The sequence below is a fragment of the Streptomyces sp. NBC_01689 genome (genome assembly GCF_036250675.1).
GTDB lineage: Bacteria > Actinomycetota > Actinomycetes > Streptomycetales > Streptomycetaceae > Streptomyces.
Map to the genome: position 1 here is coordinate 8,175,891 of NZ_CP109592.1, position 14,075 is coordinate 8,189,965.

Below are 14,075 nucleotides of genomic sequence, written 5' to 3' on the forward strand. Positions count from 1 at the left end.
GCCGGAGAACGAAGGGCCCGTCCCGCACGGCTCCCCGATCCGCCCACGACCCAGGGGCCGCTCGAAGACCATGGGGGATCCCCGCCGTCGCAGTCCGGACGGGACATTCGATCCACGCCCTGTAGCCCGGACGGTTCACCCGACCGAGTAGACCGATTGCACACGGTGCGAGCGTGGAAATCAGCCTCGTGCGACGAACAGCCGTCCCGCCGCCCCGGCGAGCAGCAACCCCAGCGAGTGGGGAACCACCCTGACCCGCATCCGAACCCTGAACGGCGCGTGGTGGCCAGGACCGCCAGCCCACCACCCCGCACGACCGACCGACAAGGAGCAGAGATGAGTACTGACGACGTCTACGAGCAGGCGCTGGACACCGCAAGCGAACTCCTGGGACAGCGCCTGGAACTCCCGATGAGCCCCGGCGAACCGGCCTCCGGAGCCGACTTTCGCAAGGTCGCGACTGTGCACACGTTCGGGGACTCATGGACCCGTACCGCACTGTCGACGCACGACCGATCCCTGGTCTCCGTCGCCATCGCCGCGACGCTGGGCGCGTTCGAACCGCTGCGCGGGCAGCTGCGCATCGCGCTCAACAACGGCGTCACTCAAGACGAGATCGTCGACCTCTTCATCCACCTCGTCGTCTACGCAGGAGCGGCCCGCGCCTTCGAGACATACCAGGTCGCCTTGTCCGTCTTCGCCGAGAACGCTTCGTCCAACCCCGTCTGATTCTCCAGCATCCAGGCCTGTGCGGGCAGGAGCTGGTCCCAGCCGAGCCGTTGTGCTTGGACCCATGCGCCGAGGCCTTCGCCTTGAAGGGTGGCCTGGCCTGGCCGGGTGGCACTGCGGTCTGGTGCGCAGCCTGAATGGGCAGGGGCGGTACGAGGAAGCTGAAGCTTCCCCGCGTACGACGCGGCGGGACTCGCCAGGAAGGCCCGGCCGAGAACACGACACCACCTGCGCCCGCCACCATGGCCTGATCGACACCCTGGGCCGCCTCGCCGCCGAACTGGACATGCCCACCCTGGTCGACCTCGGCTACGAGAACGCCGGCGACGGCTTCCGCCACCCCTTCAAGAAGCCGGCAGGCGGCAAGCTGACCGAGGCCCAGCAGACCTATAACAAGGTCATCCGCGGCATCCACGGCATCTGCGAGCGCGCCAACTCCCTCCTCAAGACGACCTTCAAGGCCCTACGCAGGGTCAGCCTGGACCCCAGCCGAATCACGCAGATCGCCGCCGCAGCCCTCGTCCTGCTCCAACTCGAGTACGACCGCACCATCTGAACATCACACAACGTTAGGATCCGTCACTGGGAAGGGCTCAGTGGACGGCGCCGCCCGGAGGGAAACGGAAGGGAGGCCGTCATAGCCTGCGACGCTTCCCCCTGCACTGTCTCATCGCGGGTCACCGCCTCCGCCGCTTCCCCCCGTTAATCGCGGACTCGGCCGTCCGAACGCGCTGCTCCATCGACTTCGCCGCCCGGACGCACAGCAGGCCCACCACGGCGAGGAGAGCTCCTACCACTTCCATAACGGAGGCCGATGACACCGGGGCGTTGAGCAGGACGTAACCGGAGACCAGCAGCACGCCCCCGCCCAGGGCGCCCCCGAGTCGTGCCACGGTGCCGCGCGGTGACCAGGGCCGATTAGCGCGGAGGAAGGCACCCATGAGGCACCACATCGCACCGGCGAGGGCGCCGAGCGTGAAGCCGAGATTCTGGGTGGAGTCCATGGACGGGGTGTCCTCCGTCGGCACGCTGAGACCGGCGGCCTCGACCTCGACCACCGATCCGCGCCACCACACCAGGTCGACCGTCTCCCCTGGAAAGGCGTCCTCCAGAAGCGTGCTGTCGTTGCCGAGTTCCACCCGTGCGGTGCCGGCACCTGGCGCGAAGGTCATGGCGTGGGCCGGGACCCGGCCGCCGACGTCATAGGTCTGCGCGACGGTCGCGACGGTCACTCGTGCGCAGTCCGGCGAGTTGGGCGCCAACGTCGGGCACACATGGGCGCGCGCGAAGTCCTTCTCCAAGGAAAGTGCACGGATCGACTCAACACTGGAGAACACCGCGATGCCCAGCAACAGGATGCCGGCCGCGGCCGCGATCCCCCGCTTCGTTCGGGACGTCACGTTCAAGTTCTAACCCCCAGCTTCCGAAAGATGGTAGCCAGCGGTCGACGAACCGGAAGCACCACCGTCTCCCTGGGCATTCCGTCCCGACGGAGGAGTCGTATTGGCGCGGACGCCGGACGGCGGACGCTGTTCCGTACCGATTCCGCGGTGGCACTCACGCCTTTCTGGCCTTACTCCTGCCCGGACTTGGGGATGCCGCGGGCCACATCACCAGCCTCGCGATCACAGCGAGCAACCACCGCTTACCGGGAATGACTCACTGAAGCGACGGGCGGCCAAGGCGACGAGGCCCGTGCCCATCCCGCCTGTGCTGGTGCGCATGCTGCGCGAGCACATAGAGAGTTTCGGTGTCGCGCCCGATGGACGTCTGTTCCGCAATGCAGCGGGAAACTAAGTCGATCCTTCCGCGTACGGCATCACATGGGGACGTGCGCGTGAGGCCGCACTGACTCTCGATGAACACGCCCTTGAGCTTGCGAAACGCCCCTACGACCTGCGCCACGCAGGAATCTCATTCTGGCTTGCCTCCGGTGTCGACCCGGCAGAGTGTGCGCGCCGCGCCGGACAAAGCATCCAGGTTCTCTTCCGCTACTACGCCAAGTTTCTGGCCGAGGCACGGAACCATGCCAACAGCCTGATCGAGGAGTCGATGCGAAGGTGGGTGGGGCAGGACGGCAGTACAGAGGACGCATGAACCGAGCCTTGGCCCGGAAATGCCCCGGAGCAGCTGGTCAGAGGTGGGATAGCAGTGGGACATATCAGGAGTTACTCTGCACTTCACCCCGTGGCTTAGATGCAGGCCGGGAAGGGCGCCTGTCAGGTGAAATGCCTGGTCAGGCGCCCTTTTTTGGCGTCTAGAAGAAGCCCAGTTTCTTCGGCGAGTATGACACCAGCAGATTCTTGGTCTGCTGGTAGTGCTCCAGCATCATCTTGTGCGTCTCCCGGCCGATGCCCGACTGCTTGTAGCCGCCGAACGCCGCGTGCGCGGGGTAGGCGTGGTAGCAGTTCGTCCACACCCGGCCCGCCTGGATCGCGCGGCCCGCGCGGTAGGCGGTGTTGATGTCGCGCGTCCACACGCCGGCCCCGAGGCCGTACAGGGTGTCGTTGGCGATCTTGATGGCGTCGTCGAAGTCGTCGAACGACGTGACCGAGACGACCGGGCCGAAGATCTCCTCCTGGAAGATCCGCATGCGGTTGTCGCCCTCGAAGATGGTCGGCTGGACGTAGTAGCCGCCCTTCAACTCGCCGTCGTACTCGACGCGCTCGCCGCCCGTACGGATCGTGGCGCCCTCCTGGCGGCCGATGTCCAGGTAGGAGAGGATCTTCTCCAACTGGTCGTTGGAGGCCTGGGCGCCGATCATCGTGTCGGTGTCGAGCGGGTGCCCCGGCTTGATCAGCTCCGTGCGGGCGACCGCCGCTTCCATGAACTCGCCGTAGTTGCCGCGCTGGACGAGCGCGCGCGAGGGACAGGTGCACACCTCGCCCTGGTTGAGCGCGAACATCGTGAAGCCCTCGAGCGCCTTGTCGCGGAAGTCGTCGTTCTGCGACCAGACGTCGTCGAAGAAGATGTTCGGCGACTTGCCGCCCAGCTCGAGCGTGACCGGCTTGATGTTCTCGGAGGCGTACTGCATGATCAGCCGCCCCGTGGTGGTCTCGCCGGTGAACGCCACCTTCGCCACCCGCGGGCTGGAGGCCAGCGGCTTGCCCGCCTCCACGCCGAAGCCGTTGACGATGTTCACCACGCCCGGCGGCAGCAGGTCCGCGATCAGGCTCATCCAGTAGTGGATGGAGGCCGGGGTCTGTTCCGCGGGCTTGATGACCACCGCGTTGCCCGCTGCCAGCGCCGGCGCGAGCTTCCACACCGCCATCAGGATGGGGAAGTTCCACGGGATGATCTGCGCGACGACTCCGAGCGGCTCGTGGAAGTGGTACGCGACGGTGTCGTCGTCGACCTCGCCGAGCGAGCCCTCCTGAGCGCGGATCGCGCCCGCGAAGTAGCGGAAGTGATCGATGGCGAGCGGGATGTCGGCGGCCAGGGTCTCGCGGACCGGCTTGCCGTTCTCCCAGCTCTCCGCGACCGCCAGCTTCTCCAGGTTCGCTTCCATCCGGTCGGCGATCTTGAGCAGGATGTCGCCGCGCGCCGTGACCGAGGTCCGGCCCCAGCCGGGCGCCGCGGCGTGCGCGGCGTCCAGGGCGCGTTCCACGTCCTCGGCGGTGCCCCGCGCCACCTCCGTGAACGGCTGCCCGTTCACCGGACTCGGGTTCTCGAAGTACTGCCCCCGAGCCGGCGGCACGTACTCGCCGCCGATGAAGTGGTCGTACCGCGCCTGGTAGGAGACGATCGCGCCCTCGGTGCCGGGCGCCGCGTAACGGGTCATGCTGGTCTGCCTCCCGGAGAAGCGCTGCCCGCCGTTGGGCAGCTCTCGCCCCGAGATTAGGGACGCGGACGTTGCGACGACGTTGCGGACGTGTGCGCGTGGCCTCGCCCGCGGGGCCACGGGGGCAGCCATCCGGCGGGCGCGGCCTGCTCGGACTCCACCTCGTCGAGCCGCGCCCGTACCGCCGCCGTCGGGCGTACGGCGGCCAGCGCCCGCCAGATGTCGAGGTCGTCCTCGCCCCACGGGGCGCGAGCCCAGTCCGCCAGCAGGTCGGGGTCGCGGCGCGCGATGAGCGCGGTACGCAGTCCGTCCGCGAGCCGGCGTCGCAGACGCACGACGGCCGGGGCCGTCGAACCGGGGAGCAGCGGACCGGTGTACGCCGTCATGGCCCCCGTGATCGCGCCCGAGCCGAGCCGGCGCTCCACCACCGCGACATCCGACTCGACCGGCGCCGTGAGCCGGTACGGGCGCGATGCCAGCAGGCCGCAGTCCAGCAGACGGCGCAGGCGCGTCAGTTCGGCACGGAGCGTCACCGGCGTCACCGACTCGTCCTCGTACAGCGCGCACAGCAACTCGTCGCCCGTCAGGCCTTCCGGGTGCCTGGAGAGCAGCACCAGGATCTCGCTGTGTCTGCGGCTGAGCCCGACCTTGCGGCCGCCGACGACCAGTTGGGCCTCGTCACGGCCCAGCGCGCACAGCTCGACCGTGTCCGCGGCGGTCTTCAGCGGTGCGAGCAGCGCCAACTGGGACTCCGCCGCCCGTGCCACCGCCTGTACGAAGCCGAGACTGTGCGGATGCGCGAGTCCGTCACCGCCGGTGATGTCGACCGCACCGAGCACCCGGCCGGTGCGCGGGTCGTGCACCGGGGCGGCCGCGCAGGTCCACGGCTGCACACGCCGTATGAAGTGCTCGGCCGCGAAGACCTGTACCGGACGGTCGACGGCGACCGCTGTCCCCGGCGCGTTGGTACCGACCGCTGTCTCCGACCACCGTGCGCCCGGTACGAAGTTCATCCGTCCCGCCTGGCGGCGTGTCGTCGCGTGGCCCTCGACCCACAGCAGTCTTCCCTGCTCGTCGCAGACCGCGAGCAGATGCTTGCCGTCCGCCGCGAACGTCCCCATGAGCTCACGGAAGAGCGGCATCACCGCCGCCAGCGGATGCTCCGCGCGGTAGGAACCCAGGTCGCCGTCCGTCAGTTCCACCGCCGCGGTTCCGTCGGGCGCGACTCCCGCCTGCGCCGAGCGACGCCAGGACTCGGCCACCACGGAGCGCACCGGGCGCGGCACCGTGCCCGCCTCGGTGAACGTCTCGTGGGCCCGTCGCAGCGTCCGTACCCGTTCGACGGGATCTGCACCCGGTTCCAGGGCAACCCATGGATCGGTCATTCGGCCTCCCGGAACGGAGATGCGGCTGGGTCCATCGTCACGTCCAGCGAGGATCCGGACAAGCTCTGTGACGGTGCGGTGGTGGGCGGATCGGGGGAGGGGAGAGGAGGAGTACGGACAGGGAGACGGAAGGGGCGTGGGCGATCCGTCCTCCGCGATCAGAGGCGAAGCGCCGCGGCGGTCGCGCGCAGCTGTGCGTGCAGGCCCCGATGGGTCTCGCGCGCGGGCAGCCACTCCTTGCGGAGCTTCGCCACACAGGTGTAGTTGGTGTCACAGACATTGGCGAGCGGCGACTCGACCGCCTGTGTCGCGAACTGGTACGCGTCCAGTTCACTGAATCCGTAGTCACGCACCAGCCACTGCACCAGGTCGAGCTGAGAGATGCGGAAGGCGTCCTCCAGCGGACGGGCCGAGCCGGTCGAGACGATGTGCGTGTCGGACTCGATGCGCGGCCAGGGGGTGGCGACGCCCTTGAGCAGCTCGACGATGACCACGGTGTTCATCGCGCACTCGACCGCCACGCCACACGTCTCGCCCTCGCCCTGGCGTGCGTGCCCGTCCCCGAGGCTCAGCAGGGCCCCTTCGACGTTCACCCCGAGGAAGCAGGTGACGCCGGCCCGCATCTCCGGCGTGTCCATGTTCCCGCCGTGGGAGTCGGGCACCAGTGCGGAGCGCACCTCCAGGTTCGCCGGTGCCACTCCGACCGTGCCGTGCATCGGATCCATGGGCAGCTCGATCCGGATGTCACTGTCCCGCGCGCGGAACAGGGCGGTGCGCCGCTCCCGGTCGAGCTGCCAGATCCATACCGTCTCCGGCAGCGGCGGCTGCAGCGTGGCCGTGGTGTGCGTGGACGTCAGCGCGCCGAACAGGGGGACCGTCGTGGAGGCCGCCCAGTCGCGGGCCGGTTCGATCGACACGAAGTGCACCGCCACCGTGTCGCCCGGCTCCGCACCCTCCACGTGGAAGGGGCCGGTCTGCGGATTCAGGAAGGGGAACTCGCAGACCTCGGACACCAGGTCCTTCTCGGACCGCACCCGTCCGGCGAAGCAGTCCTCCGTGTACAGGTCGAGGACCGTGCCCGGAGCGATGCGCGCCACCGGTGGTGCTCCGCCGAACGTCCAGGCGTACTCGCCGGGTTCGGGCCGTACGGTCAGGATCCGGGGGTCGCTCATCGCTGGGTGGCTCCGCTCTGTCGAAGATCGGGGGAAGGGGCCTCGTCGAGGTGGACACGGGCGGTGTCGGCTATGCGCCCGGGGTGACGGCGCGCGAGGACGATCAGCACCACGACCCCGGCCAGCATCCAGACCCCGACGATCGGCCCCGCGTACGACACGGGTGCGGTGAGCTCCGAGACGAAGTCGAAGACGGGCAGGCCCGCGGCGGTCAACAGGGCCGGGACGAAGGCGACGATGCCCAGCAGCGGGAACAGCAGATGACGTACCGGATGGAACAACTCGCGTCCGCGGCGCAGGAAATAGCCCGCACAGGCGAGGTTCACCACGATGTACACGCCGATCACCACTGTGACGATCACCGTCGCCAGCAGTAGGAACGCCGTCACCGGGTCGTAGGCGAAGCCGAGACCGAGCATGGCCGCGACCGCCACGGCGCACTGCACGGCGACTCCGGCGACGGGGGAGCGGTGCCGGGGATGCAGGCGCGTGAACAGCTCGGGGAAGACCTTGATCCGGGCGAGGGCGAAGGCGGTCCGGGTGGAGACGGTCGCGCAGGCGTTGGCGTTGGCGATCGTCGAGTTGACCACGGCCAGGAACACGAGCACCCAGAACAGCCCGAACGAGGCGCGGGCCACACCCTCCCACGACGCGGCTCCGGAGGCCGAGAACCCGGCGAAGCGGTCCGGGCCGACGTAGACGGTCATGGCGTAGGTGGTGAGGACGTAGACCAGGCCGATCGCCAGAGCCGCGCCGAGGACCGCCCGATGCATGGTCCGGCGCGGGTCCTTGGTCTCCTCGGCGAGCGGGGCCGCCGCCTCGAACCCGGCGAAGGCCAGCACGGTGTAGACCGATCCCGCGAACACGCCGCCGATGCCTTCGTGTCCGGAGGCGGTGTGCGACGTCCCGAAGACCGACAGGGTGTTGTCACCGCCCGCCTTGACGATCAGCCACAGGGCGAAGACGACGAAGACCAGGACCTCGAAGACCCCGAGGACGGTCCCGAAGCGGGCCGAGGCGCGCACCCCGAAGTAGCCCGCGAGCGCGATCACCGCGGCGCCGGCGAGCGACCAGGGCCACCACAGGTCGTCCGGGTACGCGGACCACTCCTGGTGCAATGTGCCGGCGGTGGTGAACCCGAGTTGCAGGAGCAGCAGCGGAGGCACCAGGGCTTCGACGAACACATAGCCCCAGCCGACCAGAAATCCTACAGTCGGGTGCAGTCCCTGCGCCGCGTACGTGGACACCGACCCCGCGGAGGGCAGTTGCCGTGCGAGCTCGGCCACGCACGACGCGGTGAAAAGGCACGCGACGAGGGCGATCAGTACGGACAGTGGCAGGCTGCCGCCCGCGAACGGTGCGCCCGACGGGATGGATGCGGCGACCGCGGCGGCCGGCGCCATGGCCGTGACACTCTGGAACAGGACCTCGCGCAGGCCGATGGCGTCGCGCCGCAGCCCCGGAACCGTCTCCCCCGACATGTGATCCCCCGATCCGCCTGGACACCGAGCCGTCGGCCCGATGGCTGCGCCTCGCGTGAATCACGTTACGGCGCCCGCCGGTTGGGCCGGAAGAGCGAGGCGTGAGTCGGTGGACAACTGCGGGGCTGTGGATACGGCGGTCACCCGGGCGAGGGAACGGGAGCCTCATGGTCACGGCCCGCGGACCCTGACCCTGCAGCGCGACCGCGACCGCGACCGCGACCGCGACCGCGACCGCGACCGCGACCGCGACCGAGGACCGGGCACCGCGGGAGTGGGGCTGTGGCCGTGGGCTGAGACCTCCGGTCGGACCCTGGGCTACGACCGCTCCGCGACCGACGAGGGATCGTCGAGCACGGCCCGCACCACCGAATGAGCGGCCCCCAGCAGCGGCCCCTGCGGACCCAGCCGTGAGACGGACACCGCACAGGCCGGACCCGCCGTACGTCGCGCCAGCTCGTCCTCGAGCGACGGCAGCAGCCACGGCGCGAGGCCGGAGAGCGCTCCGCCCAGGACCACGGTCTCCGGGTCCAGCAGGTTGACCGCCCCGGTCAGTGCGATGCCGAGCGCGGTCCCGGCGTCCCGCAGGGCTCGTCGTACCCGTTCGTCGCCGCGTGCGGCGCGCTCGGCCAGTACCCCGACCCGGTCGCCATCCGGTTCCAGTCCGGCCGCCCGCAGGACGGCCTCCTCGCCCGCGTACTGTTCGAGGCATCCGTGTCCGCCGCACGGACACGCCGGTCCGTCGGGACGCACCGGCACATGGCCCAGCTCGCCGGCGAAACCCCGTGTTCCGCGCAGCAGGTGCCCGTCCACCAACACCGCCGCGCCGATGCCGATCTCCGCGGACACGTGCAGGAAGTCGCGGGCGGTCGCGTCACCCAGCCAGAGTTCCGCGAGGCCGCCGAAGTTGGCCTCGTTGTCCACGGTCAGCGGAAGTTCGGGGGGCAGCAGCGCGCCGAGGTCCGTGTCGTGCCAGTCGAGGTTGGGCGCGCGGACCACGGTCCGGGCGTCGCGTGCCACCAGGCCGGGCACGGCGACCGCGAGACCCGCGGGCCACAGTCCCTCGCGCTCGGCCTCGGCGACGACCTGGCCGACCAGTTCGGTCAGCTCGCCGACCACGGGTCCGGCCGGCCGGCCGCGGTTCGTGCCGTGCCGCACCGCGCGGGCCCGTACGTCCCCGCGCAGGTCGACCGCGCACACCGCCAGATGATCGACACCCACCTCCGCGCCGATCCCGGCCGGGCCGCGGCCGCTGACCGCGAGTGCCGAGCCGGGGCGCCCCACCCGGCCCGGACGCTCCGGTCCGAGCTCCTCGAGGAGCCCGGAGCGGATCAACTCGTCGACCAGTGTGGAGACGGCCGCCCGGGTCAGACCGATGTGCGAGGCGACGGCCGCCCGTGACAGCGGTCCCTCGGCCCTGACGGCGTGCATGACCCGGGAGAGGTTGCGACGGCGCATGCCCTGCTGGGTGTCGGGCAGCCGGCGGCCGGAACCGTTCGGGTGGGCCTCGTGCAGCGGTGCGGTCATGCCTCCGTCAGTCCTCGTCCGGCCGGCCCTCATGGGGGCCGGCCTGGTCCGCGCGCGGTCGGTTCAGTTCCTGTTCGACTCCCGATCCAGCAGCGGGGCCGCGTCGGAGACTACCCCGGCGATCCTCGCGAGCGTCTCCTCGTCCCGTTCGACGGCGTCGAGCACCGGCCCCTGGGCCGTGCCCCAGCGCCGGGCGACGGCGGCGGGGTCCTCGCCGGTCAGCAGACCCGCGGCCTGCGCGGCGGCGCCCAGCGCGACCAGTTCCCTCGCCTCGGGCACCTGGACCGGGCGTCCCGACAGCCGCCGTACGGTCTGCTGCCAGGCCGTGCCCCGGGCGCCCCCGCCGATGAGCAGGAGGGGAGCGGACCGGTCGGCGTCCGCGTCCAGCACCAGGTCGAGCGCGCCGAGGAGCGAGTGGACCGCGCCGTCGTACGCCGCCTGGAGGAGCTGCCCGCCCGTCGTGTCGTGCCGCAGACCGTGCAGCAGTCCCGAGGCGTGCGGGAGGTCGGGGGTGCGCTCGCCGTCCAGGTAGGGGAGCAGGGTCACGCCGGCGCCGGGTTCCACGGCTTCTCGGTCCAGACCCAGGAGCGCCGCGACACGATCGACGGCGAGGGTGCAGTTCAGGGTGCAGGCCAGCGGGAGCCAGTCGCCGCGCGCGTCGGCGAAGCCCGCGACGGTGCCGGTCGGATCGGTGGGGCGCCGCGTCGAGACGGCGTACACGGTGCCCGAGGTGCCGAGGCTCAGCACCGCGGTACCGGGGCGCAGCCCGAGGCCGAGCGCGGCGGCCGCGTTGTCACCGGTGCCGGCGGCGACCAGCGTGCCCCTGGAGAAGGGCAGCTCGTCGCGGGCGTGCACGGTTCCCGCGACCTCGCCCGGCCTGACGACGCGGGGGAGGAGGGCGGGGTCGAGGCCGATGTGCGCGAGGACCTCCTCGTCGTACGTCTCGGAACCGGACGCCCACCAGCCCGTGCCGGAGGCGTCACCGCGGTCGGTCGTGGCCTCTCCGGTCAGGCGTTCGGTCAGGTAGTCGTGCGGCAGGCGTACGGCCGCGGTGGCGCGGACGGCCTCCGGCTCGTTCTCGGCCAGCCACGCCCACTTCGTGACCGTGATGGACGGCCCGGGGACCGTGCCGGTGCGCTCGGCCCAGGCCTTCGGGCCGCCGAGCTCGTCGATCAGCCGGCGGGCCTGGGGCGCGGATCGTACGTCGTTCCACAACAGTGCCGGACGTACGGGCTCGCCCTGGGCGTCCAGCGTGACGAGCCCGTGCTGCTGGCCGCCGATCGAGACCGCCGCGGCCTCGTGAGCGGCGTCACCGCACTGGTGCAGCGCCTCGCGGAGCGCGTCCCACCACTGCCGGGGGTCGCTCTCGCGGCCCGCTCCGGTGGAGACCGTGTGCGGCGCCTGCCCGCTCGCCACCGCCCGTCCGGTCGATGCGTCGACGACCAGGACCTTGGTGGACTGGGTGGATGTGTCCACCCCGACGACGAGCGGACCCTCGGCTGCTGACATCGGGCTCTCCCTCTTCCGCGGCTCCGCGGGATCTGTCCTGGTGGTGGGCTTTTGGACCGGCGCGGCCCAGGTTTCACACTTCGTCTCTTCCCAGAGACGCCCTCGCATACTAATTTGTTAACCGCCATGACGAAATAGTCGGAGCTAGCAAGGAGCCGCGGCATGAACTACCAGCCCACCCCCGAGGACAGGTTCACCTTCGGCCTGTGGACCGTCGGCTGGCAGGGAAGGGACCCGTTCGGCGACGCCACCCGGCGCGCCCTCGACCCGGTCGAGTCGGTGCAGCGCCTGGCCGAGCTGGGCGCCTACGGAGTGACCTTCCACGACGACGACCTCATTCCCTTCGGGTCCTCGGACAGCGAGCGCGAGTCGCACGTCAAGCGATTCCGCCAGGCCCTGGACGCGACCGGCATGCGGGTGCCGATGGCCACCACCAACCTCTTCACGCACCCCGTCTTCAAGGACGGCGCCTTCACCGCGAACGACCGCGACGTGCGCCGCTATGCGCTGCGCAAGACGGTCCGCAACATCGACCTGGCCGTCGAGCTGGGTGCCCAGACCTACGTCGCCTGGGGCGGCCGTGAGGGCGCCGAGTCCGGTGCCGCCAAGGACGTACGCGTCGCCCTCGACCGCATGAAGGAGGCCTTCGACCTCCTCGGCGAGTACGTGATCGACCAGGGGTACGACCTGAAGTTCGCCATCGAACCGAAGCCGAACGAGCCCCGCGGCGACATCCTGCTCCCCACCGTGGGCCACGCCCTCGCGTTCATCGAGCGGCTGGAACGCCCGGAGATGTACGGCGTGAACCCCGAGGTCGGCCACGAGCAGATGGCCGGGCTCAACTTCCCGCACGGCATCGCGCAGGCACTGTGGGCGGGCAAGCTCTTCCACATCGACCTCAACGGCCAGACAGGCATCAAGTACGACCAGGACCTCCGCTTCGGCGCCGGTGACCTGCGCTCCGCCTTCTGGCTGGTCGACCTCTTGGAGAGCGCCGGGTACGCGGGACCCAAGCACTTCGACTTCAAGCCGCCGCGCACCGAGGACCTCGACGGCGTCTGGGCCTCCGCGGCGGGCTGCATGCGCAACTACCTGATCCTGCGGGAGCGTGCGACCGCCTTCCGCGCCGACCCGGAGGTGCAGGACGCGCTGCGTGCCTCACGCCTGGACGAACTGACGCAGCCCACCGCGGCGGACGGTCTGCAGGCGCTGCTCGCCGACCGGACGGCCTTCGAGGAGTTCGACGTGGAGGCGGCTGCCGCGCGCGGCATGGCCTTCGAGCGGCTCGACCAGCTGGCCATGGACCACCTCCTCGGCGCGCGGGGCTGATCGGCATCCGGGAGGCGTGAGGCCCGCCGCACGTCGCGGGCGGCGCCTCCCGGGACGGATCTCTCCGGAATCCACCGGAATCATGCGGTCCATGCCGTGAGTCCGTATCAACTTCCGCGCGGGGCTCGCCTGCTGACCGGTTCGGCACGACTCTGGACGGTATGGCCACGCCGCCCATACCGCCCCAGCCCCCTCGGCCGCCGGGAAACACCCCTCCAGGTGGGGGTGGCTTCGGGCCCCCGCCCGAGGGCTACGTGCCCTTGTCCGGTGACCACGGATCCCCGTCAGCGGGTTTCGGCCCGCCGTCGCAGAACGGCGGTGGATGGCACCCGCCACCGCCGCCCGGTGGCCCTGGCGGGCATCGTGGAGGACGGCGCCGCCGTAATCCGCTGTTCCTGGTGCTCGTCGCGGTCGTGGCCCTCGGAGCCGTCGTCGTCGTGATCCTGCTGGCGGGGGGAGGCGACGACAAGCCCGGCAAGAAGGGGCCCACCGGGACCACCGGCGGCACCGGGAGCTCACCCTCGCCGTCCTTGAACCTCCCCTCCGGACTGCCCAGCAGGCTGCCGAGCGAACTGCCCAGCGAGCTGCCTTCAGGGCTGCCCTCGGAGTTGCCTTCGGAACTGCCGAGCGGTCTGCCCAGCGGCCTGCCGAGCGATCTGTCGAGCGGTCTCCAGTCGCTCGTCCCGGACCTGGCCGACGACGAAGTGCCCTACTACATGCTGACGACGGGCGACTGCTTCGACACCAGCGAGGCGCGTCCCGGGCAGGCCGCCAAGCGCCGGTGCGGCACCCCGCACGACGCGGAAGTCGTCAAGGTGGCCGAACTCGACGGCACCTACTCCACGGACGCCGCCCTCAAGAAGGCCGCTTCGGCCCTCTGCGAGGCGCCTCTGGAGCGCAAAGCGGCGCGACAGTCGTCAGGTACCGTCCGCGGCACCCTGGTGCAGTACCCGGATCCCGACACCTACGGGACGGGCATCGACAAGGTGACCTGCAGTCTGGCCGCGGACATCGGCGACGGTACGCACAGGCTGACCGCGCCCCTGACCTGACCGTCGCGCGGGTTCACGCACCACCGGGCGCAGGGGCAGTTTCAGCGCACCACTCGATGACCGGCACGCACGCGTGCCCCCTACCGAGCCGCACGCGTGCGTGCCGTACG

The 14,075-nt window shown here is 70.7% G+C and carries 10 protein-coding genes and 1 pseudogene; 4 read left to right on the forward strand and 7 right to left on the reverse strand.

Going from position 1 to position 14,075, the window contains the following annotated elements:
* The first annotated feature begins 336 nt into the window (after nt 1-336).
* Together OG776_RS35160 and OG776_RS35165 are read left to right on the forward strand one after the other, a co-directional pair.
* The gene (locus OG776_RS35160; protein WP_148008066.1) at nt 337-729 is read left to right on the forward strand and encodes a carboxymuconolactone decarboxylase family protein; all 393 of its coding nucleotides are present in this window, start codon (nt 337-339) and stop codon (nt 727-729) included.
* Between the two features lie 193 nt (nt 730-922).
* A pseudogene (locus OG776_RS35165) lies at nt 923-1,285 on the forward strand (transposase family protein); the annotation flags it as partial.
* Nucleotides 1,286-1,406: 121 nt separating this feature from the next.
* Here the strand turns inward: OG776_RS35165 and OG776_RS35170 are convergent.
* The 7 genes from OG776_RS35170 to xylB all read right to left on the reverse strand — a co-directional run bounded on the left by OG776_RS35170 (nt 1,407) and on the right by xylB (nt 11,584).
* Nucleotides 1,407-2,129, reverse strand: coding sequence for a hypothetical protein (locus OG776_RS35170; RefSeq protein ID WP_148008067.1), 723 nt, complete (start codon nt 2,127-2,129; stop codon nt 1,407-1,409).
* Nucleotides 2,130-2,986: 857 nt separating this feature from the next.
* Nucleotides 2,987-4,510: an acetaldehyde dehydrogenase ExaC gene (gene exaC / locus OG776_RS35175; protein ID WP_148008068.1), complete on the reverse strand. Its 1,524-nt coding sequence runs from the start codon at nt 4,508-4,510 to the stop codon at nt 2,987-2,989.
* Between the two features lie 56 nt (nt 4,511-4,566).
* Entirely contained in the window at nt 4,567-5,895 is a 1,329-nt protein-coding gene (locus tag OG776_RS35180; RefSeq protein ID WP_329323122.1) for a GAF domain-containing protein, read from the reverse strand.
* Nucleotides 5,896-6,053: 158 nt separating this feature from the next.
* Entirely contained in the window at nt 6,054-7,067 is a 1,014-nt protein-coding gene (locus OG776_RS35185; RefSeq protein WP_329323123.1) for an acetamidase/formamidase family protein, read from the reverse strand.
* Nucleotides 7,064-8,548, reverse strand: a complete 1,485-nt coding sequence (locus OG776_RS35190) for an APC family permease (RefSeq protein ID WP_329323124.1) — start codon at nt 8,546-8,548, stop codon at nt 7,064-7,066. The genes OG776_RS35185 and OG776_RS35190 overlap by 4 nt, the downstream gene beginning before the upstream one ends.
* Nucleotides 8,549-8,866: 318 nt before the next feature.
* A complete protein-coding gene (locus OG776_RS35195; RefSeq protein WP_148008072.1) occupies nt 8,867-10,075 on the reverse strand; it encodes an ROK family transcriptional regulator in 1,209 nt (402 codons plus the stop codon).
* A 63-nt stretch (nt 10,076-10,138) separates the two neighbouring features.
* On the reverse strand, nt 10,139-11,584 hold the full coding sequence (gene xylB / locus OG776_RS35200) for a xylulokinase (RefSeq protein WP_329323125.1): 1,446 nt from the start codon (nt 11,582-11,584) through the stop codon (nt 10,139-10,141).
* Between the two features lie 162 nt (nt 11,585-11,746).
* Here xylB and xylA point away from each other — a divergent pair, with 162 nt between their 5' ends.
* Nucleotides 11,747-12,913, forward strand: coding sequence for a xylose isomerase (gene xylA / locus OG776_RS35205; protein ID WP_148008074.1), 1,167 nt, complete (start codon nt 11,747-11,749; stop codon nt 12,911-12,913).
* A 398-nt stretch (nt 12,914-13,311) separates the two neighbouring features.
* Nucleotides 13,312-13,965, forward strand: a complete 654-nt coding sequence (locus OG776_RS35210; protein ID WP_329323127.1) for a hypothetical protein — start codon at nt 13,312-13,314, stop codon at nt 13,963-13,965.
* The last annotated feature ends 110 nt before the right edge of the window (nt 13,966-14,075 follow it).

Bases quoted from the DNA above. Each gene is read 5' to 3' on its own strand.
- xylB (WP_329323125.1), bottom strand. From the start codon at position 11,584: ATGTCAGCAGCCGAGGGTCCGCTCGTCGTCGGGGTGGACACATCCACC.
- OG776_RS35190 (WP_329323124.1), bottom strand. From the start codon at position 8,548: ATGTCGGGGGAGACGGTTCCGGGGCTGCGGCGCGACGCCATCGGCCTG.
- xylA (WP_148008074.1), top strand. From the start codon at position 11,747: ATGAACTACCAGCCCACCCCCGAGGACAGGTTCACCTTCGGCCTGTGG.
- OG776_RS35195 (WP_148008072.1), bottom strand. From the start codon at position 10,075: ATGACCGCACCGCTGCACGAGGCCCACCCGAACGGTTCCGGCCGCCGG.
- OG776_RS35185 (WP_329323123.1), bottom strand. From the start codon at position 7,067: ATGAGCGACCCCCGGATCCTGACCGTACGGCCCGAACCCGGCGAGTAC.
- exaC (WP_148008068.1), bottom strand. From the start codon at position 4,510: ATGACCCGTTACGCGGCGCCCGGCACCGAGGGCGCGATCGTCTCCTAC.
- OG776_RS35180 (WP_329323122.1), bottom strand. From the start codon at position 5,895: ATGACCGATCCATGGGTTGCCCTGGAACCGGGTGCAGATCCCGTCGAA.
- OG776_RS35160 (WP_148008066.1), top strand. From the start codon at position 337: ATGAGTACTGACGACGTCTACGAGCAGGCGCTGGACACCGCAAGCGAA.